The following is a 17,441-nucleotide window of genomic DNA, read 5'->3' on the forward strand; positions in this document are numbered from 1 at the left end:
AACCGCCGGGCGGCGGAGGCCCGTTCGCCTCTGAAATCTCTTGCGGATTCTTTCAGGACTCTTGCTGCAACCCTTTCCCCGGCGATACGGTCGCGCGGGCGTCCGGGGGACCCGGCCGACGGCCGGTGGCCGACCGCGGCGCGGAGCCGGACCCGTTCGAGCCGCGATCGCAAGGAGTTCACGCCCGTGACACCGAGATGGCCGGCGCCCCGAGGGCGCCGCTCCCCCCTGGGCAGACGCGTCGCCGCGGTCACCGCCGCCGCGCTCGCCGCCGCCCTGCTCCAGCCGCTCGCCGCGGGGGCCGCCACGCCGCCCGCGAAGCCGCCCGCGCCGCCGTCGGACGCGCGGCTCGCCGCCGAGCCGGCCCGGCACGGCGACACCCGCGAGCAGTTCTACTTCGTGATGCCGGACCGCTTCGCCGACGGCGACCGGTCCAACGACCGCGGCGGACTGACCGGTTCACGGCTGAGCACCGGCTACGACCCCACCGACAAGGGCTTCTACCAGGGCGGCGACCTCAAGGGTCTGACCCAGCGGCTCGACTACATCAAGGGCCTCGGCACCACCGCCATCTGGCTGGCGCCGATCTTCAAGAACAAGCCCGTGCAGGGCACGGGCAAGGACGCCTCCGCCGGCTACCACGGCTACTGGATCACCGACTTCACCCAGGTCGACCCGCACTTCGGCACCAACGCGGACCTCACCGCCCTCATCTCCCGGGCGCACGCCAAGGGCATGAAGGTCTTCTTCGACGTCATCGCCAACCACACCGCCGACGTCGTCGACTACGCGGGCGGCGCCCACGCGTACCGGTCCAAGGGCGCCTTCCCCTACCTCACCAGGGACGGCCGCCCCTTCGACGACGCCGACTACGCCGACGGCACGCGGAAGTTCCCCGCCGTCGACGCCTCCTCCGCCCCGTACACGCCGACCGTCCCGCCCGCCGAGAAGAACCTCAAGGTCCCCTCCTGGCTCAACGACCCGGCGATGTACCACAACCGCGGCGACTCCACGTACACCGGCGAGAACGCCTCCTACGGCGACTTCTCCGGGCTCGACGACCTGTGGACCGAACGCCCCGAGGTCGTCCGCGGCATGGAGAGGATCTACGAGCGCTGGGTGCGGGACTTCAGCGTCGACGGCTTCCGCGTCGACACCGTCAAGCACGTGAACATGGAGTTCTGGACCCAGTGGGCGACCGCGCTGGACGCCTACGCCGCCGCGCACGGCCGCCCGCACTTCTTCCTGTTCGGCGAGGTCTACTCCGCCGACGCCTCCGTCACCGCCCCCTACGTCACCCGGGGCCGGCTCGACGCCACGCTCGACTTCCCCTTCCAGGACGCTGCCCGCGCCTACGCCTCCCAGGGCGGCAGCGCCCAGCGGCTGGCCGCCGTCTTCGGCGACGACTACAAGTACACGACCGACAAGGCCAACGCCTACGAGCAGGTCACCTTCCTCGGCAACCACGACATGGGCCGGATCGGTTCCTTCCTGAAGCAGGACGACCCCAAGGCCGACGACGCCCGGCTGCTGGCGAAAGACCGGCTGGCCAACGAGGCGATGTTCCTCAGCCGCGGCAACCCCGTCGTCTACTACGGCGACGAGCAGGGCTTCACCGGCGCCAGCGGCGACAAGGACGCCCGGCAGACGATGTTCGCCTCCAAGGTCCCCGACTACCTCGACGACGACGAGATCGGCACCGACCGCACCCACGCGAGCGACTCCTACGATCCGCACGCCCCGCTGTACCGGCAGATCGCCGCGCTGTCCCGGCTCCGCAAGGCCCACCCGGCCCTGACCGACGGCGTCCAGACCGAGCGCTACGCCGCCGACGGCCCCGGGATCTACGCCTTCTCCCGCACCGGCGCCGACGGCGAGGAGTACGTCGTCGCCCTCAACAACGCCGACCAGGCGAAGACCGCGACCTTCGCCACCGGCGCCGCGCACACCGCCTTCCACGGCGTCTACGGCGCCCGCGGCGCCCTGCGCAGCGACGCCGACAAGAAGATCACCGTCACCGTCCCGGCGCTCTCCGCCGTCGTCCTCCAGGCCGCCGCACGCCTTCCCAGGCCCGCCGCCGCGCCCACCGTCGCCCTGACGCCTCCCGCCGCGGGGGCCACCGGCACGGTGGACCTGACCGCGACCGTCGGGGGAGGCGACCAGCGCGACCGGGTCGTCTTCGCCGCCCAGACCGGCGACGCCGCATGGCGGGTCCTCGGCTCCGCCGACCACGCCCCGTACAAGGTCACCCAGACTCTCGGCAAGGACGTGCCGGCCGGGACGGCGCTGCGCTACAAGGCGGTCGTCGTCGACGCGGCGGGCCGCACCGCGAGCGCCGCCGCCGCCTCCACCGCCGGCGCCCCGCCCGTCCAGCAGCCCCCCACCGCCTCCTCCCGCGACTACGCGATCGTCCACTACCGGCGCGCCGACGGCGACTACGCCGACTGGGGCCTGTACGCCTGGGGCGACCTCGCCGACGGCGAGGCGACGAACTGGCCGGCCAGCCACCCCTTCACCGGCCGCGACGCCTACGGCGCCTTCGCCTACGTCCGGCTCAAGCCCGGCGCCTCCAGCGTGGGCTTCCTCGTCATCGACAAGGACGGGAACAAGGACGTCTCCGCCGACCGCGCCATCGACGTCGCCGGGACCGGCGAGGTGTGGATCGAGCAGGGCAAGGACGCCGTCCTGACCCAACGGCCGGACTATCCGCCCCAGGACACGGCCAAGGCGGTCCTCCACTACCACCGCGCCGACGGCGACTACGCCGGCTGGGGCCTGCACGTCTGGACCGGCGCCGCCCAGCCCACCGACTGGTCGAAACCGCTGCCGCCGGTGAAGACCGACCCCTATGGCGCGGTCTTCGAGGTGCCCCTCGCCGCAGGGGCCGCCAGCCTCGACTACATCCTCCACAAGGGCGACCAGAAGGACCTGCCCGCCGACCAGTCCCTGGACCTCACGGCGGCGAACGGCCACGAGGTCTGGCTGGTGAGCGGCCAGGACAAGCCCCTGCTGCCGCAGCCGCCGGGCGCCTCCGCCGCCCTGGACCTCACCGCGTCCAAGGCGATCTGGATCGACCGGGACACGGTCGCCTTCAACGGCGTGGACGGCGCCGCCTCCACCCAGTTGCTGGCCTCCCGCGACGGCTCGATCACCGTCCAGAACGGCTCGCTGACCAGCGACGACGAGCGCTGGCTGCGGCTGGCGCCCACCGCGCTGACCGACGCGCAGAAGGCGCGGTTCCCGCACCTGAAGGGCTACGCCGCCTGGCGCGTCGACCCGCGCGACCGCGGCCGCGTCACCGACGCCCTGCGCGGCCAGCTCGTCCTCTCCCAGCGGACCGCCGACGGCGCCGTGCTGGCCGCGACCGGCGTCCAGCTCGCCGGCGTCCTCGACGACGTCTACGGCGCCCGCGCCGCCGGGGCCCGGCTCGGACCCGTCTTCCACGCCGGGCGGCCCACCCTGAGCGTATGGGCGCCCACCGCGCGGACCGCGGCCCTGGAGCTGGACGGCAGGACCGTCCCCCTGCACCGCGACGACGCCACCGGCGTCTGGTCCGTCACCGGCCCGGCGTCCTGGCGGAACAAGCCCTACCGGTACCGGGTCGAGGTCTGGGCGCCCAGCGTCCGCGCAATGGTGACCAACGAGGTCACCGACCCCTACTCGACCGCCCTCACCGCGAACTCCGAGCGCAGCCTCGTCGTCGACCTCGCGGACGCGTCCCTGGCCCCCCGGGGCTGGTCGCGGCTGGCCAAGCCCAAGGCCGTGCCGCTGAAGGACGCCCAGATCCAGGAACTGCACATCCGGGACTTCTCGATCGCCGACCCGACCGTCCCGGCCGGGCACCGGGGCACCTACCTCGCCTTCACCGACCAGCACGCCGACGGCGCCCGGCACCTGCGCGCCCTCGCGAAGGCCGGCGCCTCCTACGTGCACCTGCTGCCCGCCTTCGACTTCGCCACCGTCCCCGAGCGCAGGGCCGACCAGGCGAGCCCCGACTGCGACCTGGCCGCCCTGCCCGCCGACTCCGAGCGCCAGCAGGAGTGCGTGGCCAAGACCGCCGCGAAGGACGCCTACAACTGGGGCTACGACCCGTACCACTTCACGGTCCCCGAGGGCTCCTACGCCACCGACCCGGACGGCGCCGCGCGCACCGTCCAGTTCCGCCGCATGGTGCAGGCCCTCAACGGGGACGGCCTGCGGGTCGTCATGGACGTCGTCTACAACCACACCGCGGCCAGCGGCCAGGCCGACACCAGCGTCCTCGACAGGATCGTCCCCGGCTACTACCAGCGCCTGCTGGCCGACGGCAGCGTCGCCGACAGCACCTGCTGCGCGAACACCGCGCCGGAGAACGCGATGATGGGCAAGCTGGTGGTCGACTCCCTCGTCACCTGGGCCAAGGAGTACAGGGTCGACGGCTTCCGCTTCGACCTCATGGGCCACCATCCCAAGGCGAACATCCTCGCCGTCCGCAAGGCGCTCGACGCGCTCACCCCGCGCAAGGACGGCGTGGACGGAAAGAAGATCATCTTGTACGGGGAGGGCTGGAACTTCGGCGAGGTCGCCGACGACGCCCGGTTCGTCCAGGCCACGCAGAAGAACATGGCCGGCACCGGCGTCGCCACCTTCTCCGACCGGGCCCGCGACGCGGTGCGCGGCGGCAGCCCCTTCGACTCCGACCCCGGCGTCCAGGGCTTCGCCTCCGGCCTCTACACCGACCCCAACTCCTCGCCCGCCAACGGCACTCGGGAGGAGCAGAAGGCGCGACTGCTGCACTACCAGGACCTCATCAAGGTCGGCCTGAGCGGCGACCTCGCCGGCTACCGGTTCACCGGAAGCGACGGCCAGGAGACCACCGGTGCCGGGATCGACTACAACGGGGCGCCCGCCGGATACGCGAAGGCCCCCGGCGACGCCCTCGCCTACGTCGACGCCCACGACAACGAGTCGCTGTTCGACGCCCTCGCCTACAAGCTGCCGAAGGACACCCCGGCCGCCGACCGGGCCCGGATGCAGGTCTTCGCGATGGCGACGGCCGCCCTCTCGCAGGGCCCGGCGCTCTCCCAGGCGGGCTCTGACCTGCTGCGCTCGAAGTCGCTGGACCGCAACTCCTTCGACAGCGGCGACTGGTTCAACGCGATCCACTGGAACTGCGCGGACGGCAACGGCTTCGGCCGCGGGCTGCCCCCGGCCGCCGACAACCGGGACAAGTGGCCCTACGCCGCACCGCTGCTGACCTCGGTCCAGGTGGGCTGCCCGCAGATCCGGGGCGCCTCGGCCGCGTACCGGGACCTGCTGCGCATCCGCACCGCCGAGCCGGACTTCTCCCTGGGCACGGCCGCCCGGGTGCAGTCCCGGCTGTCCTTCCCGCTCTCCGGGAAGGACGAGACGCCCGGGGTGATCACCATGCGGCTCGGCGGCCTGGTCGTCGTGTTCAACGCGACGCCCCAGCGGCAGGAGCAGCGCGTCGGCGCGCTCGCCGGGGCGCGCTACCGGCTGCACCCGGTGCAGGCGGCGGGCGCGGACCCGGTGGTCAAGACCGCCTCCTACCAGGCGGCGACCGGCACGTTCACGGTGCCCGCCCGCACGGTGGCGGTGTTCCGGGACTGACCGGCCCTTCAGGGCGAGGCGCTCGCCGTAGCGGGCGGCTGTCCGGGAGGCGCCGCGTCAAAGGAAGTTCAGGCCGCTGTTCAGGAGGCGAGCGCGACGAGCCGGGCGACCAGGTCCCCGAAGGGGCCGTGGCCCGGCTCGTCCGCGAAGATCCCGCGCAGCAGCGCGGCTGTCTCCTCGTCGTGGGCGGCGCTGACCGCGGCGAGCGCCGCGAAGTCGTGCACCAACTGCGCCTCCAGCTCGGCCCGCGGGATGCGGCGGCCGTCCAGCCAGATCAGCGCCGTCGACTCGGCGAGCGAGATCCACGAGCGGACCACCAGCTCCAGCCGCACGGGCGGCGCCGGGACCCCCAGATGCCACAGGATCTGGTCGCGCGCGGCCTGCCGGACGGAGTCGACGAGCGCGTTCGTCCTCGACGACCCGACCGCCGGGCCGCCGCGCATCAGGGCGGAGAACCCCGGCCCGTGCTCGTCCACGAAGTCGAAGAACCGCCGCATCACCCGCAGCAGCCGGCCGCCCAGCGGACCCACCCGCGGCTCCTGGAACCGGGACGCCAGATCGTCCGACGCCCGCTGCAACGCGGCCTCGTACAGGCTCAGTTTGCCGGGGAAGTAGTGATACACGAGGGGGCGGGAGATGCCCGCGGCCGACGCTATCTCGTCGATGGAGACGTCGTCGGGCGAGCGCTGGCTGAACAGTTCGAGGGCCACGCCGATCAACTGCCGCCGCCGCTCCTCGACTCCCATCCTGCGCCGCACCCCGGTATTCATACGAACACCTTACCGATCGGATCCGGCCTGCGAACGGAGCGGTCCGGGCCCGCCGTTCACCCGGGACGGTCAGACGTCCAGCACCAGCCGGTCCCCGCGGGCCCGGGAGAGGCGGATCAGCATCGCGTCGCCGCGTCCGCCAGCGGCGCGTTCCGGTGGCCCACGCCGCCCTCCAGCACCCGCTGCCGACAGGTCCGGCAAGTAGCCCTGCGCACAGGAGTACGCGCGGGCATCCGGCAGTCGGCGTCGCCGTACGGCGAGCACCGCTACCCCAGTGCGCCGAGCGGCCGTCCGTTCTCCAGCCTTCCCTTCAGCTCCGCCTGGGCGCCCTGCCGGGCGCGGGCGGTGAGCAGGGGGCCCCGGGAGGAGGCGGCGATCTCGCCGGAGGCGGTGATCGACGCCGTGTCCGCGCCGCCCGCCGCGAGCAGGTACCAGGCGCCCGCCGCCGACTTCCACAGCACCCCGGCCAGCACGTGCGGGGCGCGGGCGCCGCAGGCGGGCACGTCCTGGGCCCTCGCCGCGAGCGCGCCGTACCGCGCGCCGGGCGTGCGCACCTGGGCCAGCACGCGGGAACCGGCGCCGCTCCAGGTCTCCGCCCGGGTGCACACCCAGGACGCGGCGCCGCTCGCGCCGGGCAGCGGCTGCTCGGCGTACCGCCAGGCGTTGACCGACCGCACGCCCTGGGAGCGCGCCGAGCCCAGCGAGCAGGCGAACGGCGCCCAGGCGCGCACGCCCGCCGGTTCCGCCGCCTCGTGCGGGGCGGCGGGGCGGCCCGCGGTCAGGTGGGCCGGGACCAGCTCGCCCAGATCGCTCAGCAGGCGCCGCCCGCCGTCGCCGGTCACCTGGAGCGCGTCCCACGAGGTGCACGCGCCGGACCGCAGCACCGGACTGGCCAGCGGCCCGGTGACGCCGTCCCGCAAGCCCAGGTCCGTCGCCGCCGACCCGGGCGCCATCAGGTCCCGCCGGGCCGCCGCGCGCACCCAGGGCGCCGTCAGATAGCGGACGTCGCCGTCGGAGCGGCCCAGGACCACCGCCGACGCCTCCGCGCCGCTCGCGCCGTCGACCCGGGCGAAGTCCAGCGCGGCCTCGGCCGTGGAGTCCTTCGGCTCGGCGTAACGGGCGATGCGCAGCCCGTCGTAGAGGATCACCACGCGGGCGCTGTCGACGTCGCCCGCGTAGAGCAGTCGGGGCGGTCCGGCGGGGCCGCCGGAGGGGGTGTCCGGGGTGGCCGAGACCCGCACGGTCTCGCCGGGCCGGGCCCACACGGCGAGGGCCCGGCGCAGCAGCGCCGCGTCGCCGGTCAGGTTCCCGCGCGCGGGCCACACGGAGAAGTCCAGGCGCGTGGAGGTCCGCCAGGCGGCGGGGGCGGCGCGGGTCAGTCTCGCCGGGTCCAGGGCCGCCTCCGCGGCCGGGTTGCGCGCGTAGGCGGGGGCGGCGGCGCCGTCCGGGTCCCAGCCGCCGCCGGGCAGCGCGGCCAGCGCCCCGCACACCGCGAGGGCCGCGGCGGCGCCGAGCGCGGCCCGGGTGTGCTGGCGGCGCCGCACCAGGTCGGTGGGCCGGACCTGGAGCGAACAGGGGTCGAACTCGGGGGAGTCCAGCACCGCGTACCGCGCGGGGAGCCGGTCGGCGGCGCGCAGCGCGCCGCGCGGGTCGGCGGCGCCCGCCGCCGCGAGCACCCGCAGCGCCGCGTCGTCCGGCAGCCGCTCCAGGCCGCGCAGCACGTAGGCGGCGCGGGCCGCGGCGGGCAGGGACGCCAGCGCCTGGTCGAGGGCGAGTTCGTCGGCGCCGCCGGAGCGCGGCGAGAGGCGCAGCCCCCACACCCGGGGGAGCAGCGGCGGCAGTCCGCCGCGCCGGGACCACCCCCGGCGCCCGCGCCGCCGGTCCGCCTCCAGCGCCCCGCGGACGACCTGGACGCGCAGGAAGGCGTAGCCCGCGTCGGCGCCGCGCCCGGCCGCCTGGGCCGGGATCGTCCGGGCGGACGAGGACCGGCCCCGGGGCAGGGTCCGCTGGACGAGGGAGTGCGCGGCCATCACCCGGCGCCCGCGGCCCAGTCGGGACGGCAGGACGAGGTAGGCGAGCCGGACGAGCCGCGGGTAGTGCGCGACGAGCGCGGCCTCCGCCTGCTCGACGCCGACGGACGACGGGGAGGCGGACGAGGGACGCGGGGCGACATCCTGTGACTGCACGTTCAGCAGAACGAGCGCGTCGGGGAATGGTCACCGCCGTACGGGTGACTCAGCCGCCGGACTCCACCAGCAGCCGGGCGTAGTTGCCCATCGACCGCTGGTAGCGCGGGAGATGGGGGGCGAGCGCGCCGAGCACCAGCGACAGGCCCTCGCGGTCGCGGCCCAGCGAGGACAGGCACAGCGCCAGCGCCGCCCGGACCGCGTCGTCCAACTCGTCGGAGGGAGCGTCCAGTTCGGGAGTGAGCAGCGTGACGCCCTGCTCCGGCTGCCCGACGTTCCGCAGCGAGCTGGACAACTGGATCTTGGCCCGGCGGCCGCGGTATCCGTCCAGGCCGAGGTCCAGCGCCTCGCGGTACAGCGGCACGGCCCGGTCGGAGCGGCCGGTGGAGTCCCAGGCGCAGGCCCGCTCGAACGGGCCGAGCGCGCTGCCCTCGGGCAGCTCGGCGACGAGCGCGTCGATCACCGCGCGGAAGGCGGGCGCCTCGTCCTCGGCGTAGTCGTCGAAGGCGGCCCAGGCGGCGGCCACCCGGTCTTCCCAGTCCTGGTTCATGGGCCCACTCCACCACACGGGCGACCGCGCTGCCCAGCCGATTTGAGCAGCGCGGGCCGCGCGCCCGTATCGAAGGGCGCGGGAGCCCTCGCCGGGGCTTCCGGCGGCATGCTCGAATCCCATGCCGCCGCGAGGCGGCAGCGGACAGCGGAGGAACAGATGAAGGTGACCCGAGCGATGCTCGCGGCGGCAGGCGCCGCGGCCGCCGCGGCGGTGCTGGCGGGCTGCGGATCCGGTGGCGGCACGGCCGCGAAGACGCCGCCCGTGGCGACCGGCAGCCTGGAGAGCCTGGCCGCCGAGGTGAAGTGCAAGCCGGACATCCAGACCGACGCCGACACCATCCGGCAGGCGATCTGCGTCAACTCCGCCGGGAAGTTCGTCCTGGCCACCTTCTCCACCGACCGCGGCCAGCGGGAGTGGATCAACGAGGCCAAGGACTACGGCGGTCACTACCTGGTGGGCCGCAAGTGGGTCGCCGTCGGCGGCGACAAGGTGGTCACCGCGCTGCGCGGCACCCTCGGCGGGGACGTGGAGGTCGGCGCCGACCACCACGCGCACGCCGGTCACGAGAGCTGAACCGCGCGCAGCACGAAGGCCGGTGACGGGATCCGTCACCGGCCTTCTCGCGTGCGTCGTCGCTCAGGACGTCAGGACGTCACCAGCAGCGCTGCCCGCGGTTGAGGCAGTCGGCGATCTTGTTCGCCAGGCCGCCGGTCGTGATGCTGATGAAGTCGTCGTGGTCGGTGGCCGGCTTGTGGAGCTGCTCCGGGAAGCCGTCCAGCGCGTAGGCGTTCTTCACCACGCCGTTCTGGATCGTGGGGGGCGGCACGTCGTACACCAGGCGCATGGTGAGCTGCGGAATGGCCTTGAAGCCGTTCTGGCAGTTGCCGTTCGCGTCGGCGAAGGCGACGTGCGTGCGGTGGTTGGCGCTGTCGATGTTCTGGCCGTCCCAGCAGCTCTGGAAGGCGAACGAGCGGACCACCTTGCTGCCCTTCGGGCAGATCGGATACTGCGAGGTGAGCTGGACCTTCTTCTCGAAGCCGGTGCAGCTCCAGTGGGCGTTGGCGTTCGCCAGGCCGTTGGTGGTGGTCTTGGCGTCACCGGTGATGATGCGCAGGAACTGCGGCATCGCGACGACCTTGGCCATCGGGCTGCCCACGTAGGTGATCTGGGCCTGCTGGGCGGTCAGGATCTTGCCGACGTTGCCCTCCTTGCCGCCGCCCAGCGCGTTCTGGTCGGCCTCCTGCGTGCCGTCCTGGAGGCGGAGCACCGGCCAGTAGTAGGCGGACAGGTCGTTCTTGTTCTGGCAGCTCGTGCCGCCTTGCAGGAACGTGTCGTTGCTGGAGAACGCGTTGATCTTCTGGTTGCCGACGTAGTCGTGGGTGTGGTGCGCGCCGTCGGTCACGCCGGGCGCCACGATGACGTTGTCGGAGTTGTGGTTCTTGTTGGCGTTCACTCCGCAGCGAGTGGTGAACGTGCCGTTCGACGCGTCGCGCATCTTGCGCGGCTTGGCGGGGACGTTGGGCTTGACCGTGGTGATGTCCACGAAGTCGGCCGCGACGGGGCCGTTGCCCGCCTGACCGCCGTTGCCGCCCTGCTGGCCGCCGTTGTTCTGACCACCGTTGTTCTGGCCGCCGTTGTCGCCTTGCTGGCCGCCGCCCTGCTGACCGCCGGTGTTCTGCTGGCCGCCGTTGTTCTGGCCGTTGCCGCCGTTCTGGCCACCGGTGTTCTGCTGGCCGCCGGTGTTCTGGTCGGCCGGGGCGCCGGTGCACGAGGTGAGCGTGTCCAGGTCGCCGGGAGTGTGCCCGCCGGCCCGGTTGATCTCCAGTTTGATCCGGTCGAAGATCGCGTGCCGCCGGTCCTTCAGCGGTCCGAGAATCGCGTTCTGGACGAAGCTCGCGTCCTTGGCCTGGGCGTCCCGCGTGGTCGCCAGGCGCTGGTAGGCGTCGGTGATCTGGCGGTCCAGGTTGGACAGTTCGCGCGCGACCTCGCCGCGGGCCCGCCAGGGCACGCTGTAGAGCTTCTGGCCGACGTCGGGGCAGGAGATCGTCGCCACCTGGGCGCCCGCGGCCTTCGTCCGGTTGGCCCAGGCGTTGTTGTGCGACTCGTGCGCGGATGCGTAGAAGTTCGCCCAGATCAGCCCGCCCCCGCCGAGCGCTAGGGCCGCCGAGGCGGCAATGGCCTTGGTGGCCAGCGGCGTACGGCGTTTTCGTGTGTTGCGTCCCATGGAACTCCTCTGACTTCCTTGCGGGGCAGCATCGAGGCGCCCGACAGGGGTGAAGCGGCGCCCTTCCATACGGACGCCGCCCCAGAGGTGTTCAGCCGAAACCCGAATCTCTTGCCGTCTCACGCGGCAGAGTCGCCCCAACTGGCCTTTTAAACATGGAAGTTGTTTTCGATCAAGGAGAGGCCGGGACCCTACAGCCCCAGCGCCCTTTTCTCCGCCGCCGGGTCCAGGCCCACCGGGGGCCGGTCCGGGCGCCTGGGCGGCGGGCCGCCAACGTCCCTCAGCCAGCTCCAGGTGTCGTCGACCGTCTCGGTCACCGGACGGCAGCGCAGCCCCGCCGCCACGGCCCGGGAGACGTCCGCGGAGTGCAGCGCGTCGTGCTCCTCGCTGCCCGGCGGCGTCCACACGGGCAGCTCGGTCCACGGCGCGATGCCCGCGGCGAGCACGGCCTCCGGATCCGTCCAGCGCAGCTCGGCGTCCGGCCCGGCGGCCCGCACGCACGCCTGGAGCAGCGTGCCCATGGTCGCGTGCCCCTGCGGGCTCATCAGGTTGTACGGGCCGCTCAACTCCCTTTCCACCGCGCCCAGAATCCACCCGGCGAGATCGCGGACGTCGACGTACTGCAACGGCAGGTCCCGCGGTCCGGGCGCCAGGACGGGACCGCCGCGGGCGATCCGCAGCAGCCACCAGGGCAGCCGGCCGATGTTCTCGTGCGGCCCGAGGATCAGGCCGGAGCGCACCAGCAGGGCGCGCTCCGGACCGAACGCGGCGGTCGCCGCCAGCTCGCCGCCGAGCTTGTCCCGGGCGTAGTCCGTCTGCTCCGCGTCCGGCGCGGCGCCCTCCACCAGCGCCGCCGCCTCGGTGTAGCCGGCGGGCGGGGCCCAGGCGTACACCGAGCAGCTCGACACGTACACATACCGCCCGGCGCGGTCCCGCAGCAGCCGCGCCGCCTCCCCGACCTGGCGGGGCGCGGCCGACCAGGTGTCGACGACCGCGTCCCACACGCCGTCGTGCGCGGCCAGGGCGTCGAGGCCGCCGGGCGTGGTGCGGTCGCCGCGCAGCGACCGCACCCCGGGGACGGGAGGCCGCCGCCCCCGGTTGAGCACCGTCACCTCCCAGCCCCGCCCGACCGCCGCCTCGACGACCGCCCGCCCCGCGAAGTCCGAACCGCCCAGCACCAGAAGTCTCATACGGCGACTCTGCCCCGTACGGCGGTGCGAGGGAACGGGAATCTGCCGTCGGCAGAGGCGGCGGTCGGCGGGCGCGTGGCCTCGGGTCAGCGAGCGGGCGGTGAGCGCGTCGCCTTCGGTCCGCGAGCGGGCGGTGAGCGCGTCGTCTTCGGTCAGCGAGCTGTCGGCGGGGCGTACTTGTAGCCGACCCGGCGCACCGTCTGGATCGCCGTGCGGTGGTCGGCGCCGAGCTTGCGGCGCAGCCGGGCCACGTGGACGTCGACGGTACGGCCGTCTCCCACGTGGCCGTAGCCCCAGACCGAGGTGACCAGGTGATCGCGGGTGTGCACCCGGTGCGGATGCGCGACGAGATGCGCGAGCAGCTCGAACTCAAGGTAGGTGAGGTCGAGTTGGCGTCCGTCCACTTCGGCGGTGCGGCGCTCGGCGTCGATCCGGACGAGCGGGTCGGCGCCCTCGTGGGGGCCGCGTGCTTCGTCGGCGGCGCGGGCGGAGTCGTCGTCGGGGCGCGTGTCGTACGCGGCGGCCGCGGCCCGGCCGTCGGGGAGGGCCGCGCCCCGCGCGTGACCGGGGACCGCGACCGGCGGGAACGGCGGCTGCCGGTCGGCCGGGACGAGCACCAGGTAGCCGACCATCGGCGGCCGGCCCGGCAGGGCGGGCAGGGTGTGCGGAGGGGCGGGGAACCAGGTGGCGCCCGGCGGCAGCAGATCCGCCAGGCTGGCGGCGGCCTCCCGCACGTCGACGACCTCGTCCCGGTCCACGGCCCGCAGCCGGTGGCGCGGTGCGGCGGCGGACGGGCCGGACGCGGCGGAGACGGCGGGAGCTGCGGGAGCGGACGCGGAGGAGGGTGCGGAGGCGTGCGGACCGGCGGGGAGGGCGGCTGTGGTCAGGGAACGGGTGGTCGCCATGAGGTCAGCTCTTTCGCGCGAGGCTTCGTCGGACGGGACGGCGGCCGCGAGTTCATGCTCGGGCACGCCGGGGTCGTACGTCGGTTCGCGCTGGCCGAAGGCCGGGGAACGGCTTTAGAGGGCCCGCGCGTTCACCGCGCGGCGACACAGCCGGTCGAAGTCGTGGTGCTGACGGGAGGGCCAGAAGGGCTGGAGGTCGTGCCGACCCGTCGCGATGCACTTCCGGAAGCTGGCCATGCCCCCATTGAAGCAGAAGCCGGGTCCGGACAGGAGCCCTCTCTCAGTGGTTGGACCGGAGTTGACGCCCCGTCCGTCACCCCCGTGTGTCACCCTCGCCCGAGCGCGTCCCGCACCGCCACTTCCGTCACCCCGTCCGTCACCCCCGTCCGAGCGCGTCCCGCACCGCCTCCTCCGTGCGCGCCACCACCGCGGTGCCGTCGTCGGCCGTGATGATCGGACGCTGGATGAGCTTCGGGTGCTCGGCCAGCGCGGTGATCCAGCGGTCCCGCGCACCGGCGTCGCGCGGCCACTCCCGCAGCCCCAGCTCCCTCGCCTCCGCCTCCTGGGCCCGTACGACGTCCCACGGCTCCAGCCCGAGCCGGCCGAGCACCGTCCGGATCTCGTCCGGGCCCGGCACGTCTTCCAGATAGCGGCGCACGGTGTACTCGGCCCCCTCCGCGTCGAGCACGCTGAGCGCTCCGCGGCACTTCGAGCAGGCCGGATTGATCCAGATCTCTATGGGCTCACGGTACGACGGAAACTCGTTCTCCGCCCGCGCCTCATCCGCCCCTGAAGCCCCTGTGACCAGGGGGCTTTGTCAGTGGCAGACCGTAGAATGGAAGCAGTGTTCGAGGGAGGTTCCGGGGCCGCCGCCGGTCCCGGTCAGACGCCCCGACCGCGACAGGAGGATCCCTGTGCCCGCTGCCGCACTGAAGCCGAAGCCGTTGCCGACCCAGTCCACCGCGAAGCGCTCCGTCCCACTCGACCTGCCCTACACCCCCGTGCAGAAGCGGCCGTTGCCGGCCGGTCGCCCGCGGGAGTGGTACGTCAGGCACAACCGCCGCCTGAAGGCGATGCGGCTCGCCATCGCCCTGCTCGACCTGGGCGTCTACCTGCCCGGTCAGGCCCGCGACGAGACGATACGCGCCGCCGCCGAGCTGATCGGCGTCCACCCGCCGTCGGACACCACGTGCCGTATGGTGCGGGCGCTGTTGCGCTCCACGCGCTGACGTCCGGCCACCGCCGACGCTGGGCGTCCGGCCCGGGGCGCCTCGTCCGAGAGGCGCCCCGGGCCGGACGCCGTCGGTGTACGGCGGCGCCCGAGCGGGCCGGGCGCTGCCCGTTCCGCCGGGCTGGGTGCTTCCCCGTCCCGCCGGGGTGAGTGCTCCCGGTTCACCAGTGCTGGCGCTCCCGGTCTACTCGGGCTGGGGCTGGGGCTGGGCTGCTCACAGCCCCGGCGCCCCCCATAGCGGGAACCAGCGGCTCAGGTCCGGCTCGATGCGCAGGTCGTCGGCGAGGGCGGTCTTCATCTGGAGTTCCAGGGCGTTGTCGCGGCGCCGGGCCTGGCCGGGCAGCGGGGCGAACGGGTAGAAGGCGCCCCGTTTGTAGAGGTACACCAGCGCGAGTCCGCGGCCCGCGTCGTCGCGGAAACCGGCCAGCGAGCAGAGCAGTTGCGGGCCGAAGCCGTTGGCCTCCAAGGCGCTGTTGACCGCGTGCAGGTCGTTGACCAGCTCGGGCAACTGGTCCGGGGCGCGCTGCGAGACCAGCCAGGAGTAGCCGTAGGCGTCCTGGGTCAGTTCCACCGGCGGCCCCGAGCGGCCGGCGTCCGCGTCCAGGAGTTCCCGCACCTCCCGGTGGGTCTGGTCGAAGGCCGCGCCCTCGACCGTCGCGAAGCACACCGCGCCGTGCCCGGTCGGCCGGAAGCCCGCCGCGGCCTGGAGCGTCACCGCCGCCGACGGCAGCCCGAAGAGCTGGTCGAGATCGGGCGGCGCGGGCGGGGTGCGGCCGAGGAGCACGTCCCAGAGCCGCACCTCAGACCGTCCTGCCCGGCGCCGCGGCCTCGCCCAGCTCGGCGGAGATCCGCCCCAACTGCTCCAGCCGCTGCTCCAGGCTCGGGTGGGTGGAGAAGAACCGGGCGATGCCGGGCTCGGCGCCGAGCGCCGGGGTGAAGTAGAACGCGTTGAACGCCTGGGCGGTGCGCAGGTCCTCGGACGGGATGCGGCCGATGTCGCCGGTGACCTTGGTGAGAGCCGAGGCGAGCGCGGAGGGGCGGCCGGTCAGCAGGGCCGCCGCCCGGTCGGCGGCCAGCTCCCGGTACCGCGACAGCGCCCGGATCAGCAGGAAGCTGATCGCGTACACGGCGGCCGAGACCCCCATCACCATGGCGAACAGCGCCAGCGTGTTCTGGTCCTTGCGCCCGCGTCCGCCGAAGATCTCCGAGTAGAAGGCGAACCGGACCACCAGTCCCGCGATCACCCCGAGGAAGGACGCGACCGTGATGACGGCGACGTCCTTGTGCGCCACGTGCGACAGCTCGTGCGCGAGCACGCCCTCCAGCTCGGCCGGCGCCAGCCGGCGCAGCAGCCCCGTGGTCACGCACACCACGGCGTTGTCCGGGTTGCGCCCGGTGGCGAACGCGTTCGGCATGTCCATGTACGACACGGCGACCACCGGCACGGGCATGTCCGCCATCGCGCACAGCCGGTCGATGACCGCGTGCAGCGCGGGGAACTCCTCCCGCTCGACCACCCTGCCGTGCATGGCGAACAGCGCGATCCGGTCGGAGAACCAGTACTGCGCCCCCAGCAGGGCCGCCGCGACCACCACGACCAGCACCCACGACTTGAGCAACACGATCAGCGCGGCCACGAACGCCACGTACAGCAGTCCCAGCAGGAACAGTGTGATCCCCATGCGCACGGTCAGTCGCCGGTCGCTCCGGAAGCGGCTCCGCATCCTGCATCACCCCGCAGTCAGGCACTCGTCCCGCATCCAGTGTGCACCTGCGGCGCGCTGTGGGCGGCCCTCGGTCGGGCCAGGGGGTGGCAAAGGGCGCGTGGGCGTACGCGTCGGGCGCGGGAGCGCGGGGGCGCGGGCCTCGGGCGCGGGGGCGCTCAGTACAGGGAGTGGGTCCGGGCGTAGCCGATGAGGAGGATCAGGGCGACGACGCCGCCCAGCACGAGGGCGGTGGACGCCCAGGACGAGCGGCGCGGCAGGACCGGGTCCGGGTCGGCGCGGAAGGGGGCCGGGCCGGGCGGGCTCGCCTTCCAGCGGGCGGCGAGCATCCGGGCCCGCGCGGAGGGCTCCTTGTGCAGCGCGGCGTCCGCCCACTGGATGTCGAACTCACGATCGAATGCGTCCTGCCCGGTCATCCCCGTCACCTCTCGCGTCCTCTATGTATGTCGGCTTGTATGCCGGCGTGTATGCCGGCGTCTGGGTCCGTCTGGGGGAGACGCGTGAGCGGCCGAAAGGTTGCCTCGCCGGGGACGGGGGCCGCACCTCTCCGCCTGCGAGGACGGCCGCCCGACGGGGTGATCGTTTAGACCGTTCGGCTCAAGATGCCAAGTGGCCGACACGCGGTTAGCCTCGGAACGAGGAACGCGCTGCGGCCGCGGCCTTCCGTCTCGTTCGCCGATCAGCGGCACGAGTGGCTGGAAGGAAGGTATTCCATGAAAGCATCACGTACGAGGCGTCTGAGCGCCCTGACCGCCGTCGGCGCTCTGCTGGCGGGCGGTGCGGCGGTGGGCGCCGCGGGCACCGCCTCGGCGGCCACGCCGACCGGCGCTACGACCTCGGCCACCGCCGTCGTCCACGGCTGCGGCGGCTACTGGAACAACTGCGGCTGGGGCAACCGCGGATCTTTCTACGGACCCGGCTTCGGTTACGGCTATGGCGGCTACGGTGGCTTCGGCTACGGTGGCCTCGGCGGTTACGGCTACGGCTACAACTCAGGCAGCGTCGTCGTGGTCGTGAGGTGAGCTGACGCCGGCGACACGCTCCCCCG

Annotated in this window: 15 protein-coding genes; 4 read left to right on the forward strand and 11 right to left on the reverse strand. The window is 73.7% G+C overall.

Translation table 11 applies throughout. From position 1 onward, the window contains the following. The first annotated feature begins 186 nt into the window (after positions 1 to 186). A complete protein-coding gene (gene pulA / locus ABZ861_RS02720; RefSeq protein ID WP_361622536.1) occupies positions 187 to 5,610 on the forward strand; it encodes a pullulanase-type alpha-1,6-glucosidase in 5,424 nt (1,807 codons plus the stop codon). Between the two features lie 80 nt (positions 5,611 to 5,690). Here the strand turns inward: pulA and ABZ861_RS02725 are convergent, their stop codons facing one another. The 3 genes from ABZ861_RS02725 to ABZ861_RS02735 all read right to left on the reverse strand — a co-directional run bounded on the left by ABZ861_RS02725 (position 5,691) and on the right by ABZ861_RS02735 (position 9,116). After that, a complete protein-coding gene (locus ABZ861_RS02725; RefSeq protein ID WP_361622539.1) occupies positions 5,691 to 6,380 on the reverse strand; it encodes a TetR/AcrR family transcriptional regulator in 690 nt (229 codons plus the stop codon). A 266-nt stretch (positions 6,381 to 6,646) separates the two neighbouring features. Continuing rightward, entirely contained in the window at positions 6,647 to 8,566 is a 1,920-nt protein-coding gene (locus ABZ861_RS02730) for a hypothetical protein (protein WP_361622542.1), read from the reverse strand. Between the two features lie 49 nt (positions 8,567 to 8,615). After that, positions 8,616 to 9,116 carry a tetratricopeptide repeat protein gene (locus ABZ861_RS02735; RefSeq protein WP_361622545.1) on the reverse strand — a complete coding sequence of 167 codons (501 nt, stop codon included), beginning with the start codon at positions 9,114 to 9,116 and terminating at the stop codon, positions 8,616 to 8,618. Positions 9,117 to 9,275: 159 nt separating this feature from the next. On the opposite strand from ABZ861_RS02735, the gene ABZ861_RS02740 reads away from it, so the two are divergent. Continuing rightward, complete coding sequence (locus tag ABZ861_RS02740) at positions 9,276 to 9,692, forward strand: hypothetical protein (RefSeq protein WP_361622548.1); 417 nt, start codon at positions 9,276 to 9,278, stop codon at positions 9,690 to 9,692. Between the two features lie 79 nt (positions 9,693 to 9,771). Here ABZ861_RS02740 and ABZ861_RS02745 read toward each other — a convergent pair whose 3' ends face one another. The 5 genes from ABZ861_RS02745 to ABZ861_RS02765 all read right to left on the reverse strand — a co-directional run bounded on the left by ABZ861_RS02745 (position 9,772) and on the right by ABZ861_RS02765 (position 14,177). Then, a complete protein-coding gene (locus ABZ861_RS02745) occupies positions 9,772 to 11,343 on the reverse strand; it encodes a DUF1996 domain-containing protein (RefSeq protein ID WP_361622551.1) in 1,572 nt (523 codons plus the stop codon). Between the two features lie 191 nt (positions 11,344 to 11,534). After that, a complete protein-coding gene (locus tag ABZ861_RS02750; RefSeq protein ID WP_361622554.1) occupies positions 11,535 to 12,533 on the reverse strand; it encodes an NAD-dependent epimerase/dehydratase family protein in 999 nt (332 codons plus the stop codon). 152 nt (positions 12,534 to 12,685) lie between these two features. After that, positions 12,686 to 13,438: a winged helix-turn-helix domain-containing protein gene (locus ABZ861_RS02755; RefSeq protein ID WP_361622557.1), complete on the reverse strand. Its 753-nt coding sequence runs from the start codon at positions 13,436 to 13,438 to the stop codon at positions 12,686 to 12,688. Positions 13,439 to 13,552: 114 nt separating this feature from the next. Next, entirely contained in the window at positions 13,553 to 13,675 is a 123-nt protein-coding gene (locus ABZ861_RS02760; RefSeq protein ID WP_361622560.1) for a hypothetical protein, read from the reverse strand. A 139-nt stretch (positions 13,676 to 13,814) separates the two neighbouring features. Then, positions 13,815 to 14,177 carry an ArsC/Spx/MgsR family protein gene (locus tag ABZ861_RS02765; protein ID WP_361623571.1) on the reverse strand — a complete coding sequence of 121 codons (363 nt, stop codon included), beginning with the start codon at positions 14,175 to 14,177 and terminating at the stop codon, positions 13,815 to 13,817. Between the two features lie 175 nt (positions 14,178 to 14,352). Here ABZ861_RS02765 and ABZ861_RS02770 point away from each other — a divergent pair, with 175 nt between their 5' ends. Beyond that, positions 14,353 to 14,667, forward strand: coding sequence for a hypothetical protein (locus ABZ861_RS02770; RefSeq protein WP_361622563.1), 315 nt, complete (start codon positions 14,353 to 14,355; stop codon positions 14,665 to 14,667). 216 nt (positions 14,668 to 14,883) lie between these two features. On the opposite strand, the gene ABZ861_RS02775 is transcribed toward ABZ861_RS02770, so the two are convergent. The 3 genes from ABZ861_RS02775 to ABZ861_RS02785 all read right to left on the reverse strand — a co-directional run bounded on the left by ABZ861_RS02775 (position 14,884) and on the right by ABZ861_RS02785 (position 16,809). Next, the gene (locus ABZ861_RS02775; RefSeq protein WP_361622566.1) at positions 14,884 to 15,468 is read right to left on the reverse strand and encodes a hypothetical protein; all 585 of its coding nucleotides are present in this window, start codon (positions 15,466 to 15,468) and stop codon (positions 14,884 to 14,886) included. Between the two features lies 1 nt (position 15,469). Next, on the reverse strand, positions 15,470 to 16,393 hold the full coding sequence (htpX, locus tag ABZ861_RS02780; RefSeq protein ID WP_361622569.1) for a zinc metalloprotease HtpX: 924 nt from the start codon (positions 16,391 to 16,393) through the stop codon (positions 15,470 to 15,472). A 158-nt stretch (positions 16,394 to 16,551) separates the two neighbouring features. Further along, a complete protein-coding gene (locus ABZ861_RS02785) occupies positions 16,552 to 16,809 on the reverse strand; it encodes a hypothetical protein (RefSeq protein WP_361622572.1) in 258 nt (85 codons plus the stop codon). Positions 16,810 to 17,106: 297 nt separating this feature from the next. Between ABZ861_RS02785 and ABZ861_RS02790 the strand changes: the two genes are divergently transcribed. Further along, a complete protein-coding gene (locus tag ABZ861_RS02790) occupies positions 17,107 to 17,415 on the forward strand; it encodes a hypothetical protein (RefSeq protein WP_361622575.1) in 309 nt (102 codons plus the stop codon). Positions 17,416 to 17,441 lie beyond the last annotated feature (26 nt).

The sequence above is a fragment of the Streptomyces sp. NPDC046985 genome, from assembly GCF_040644415.1.
Classification (GTDB): Bacteria; Actinomycetota; Actinomycetes; order Streptomycetales; family Streptomycetaceae; genus Streptomyces.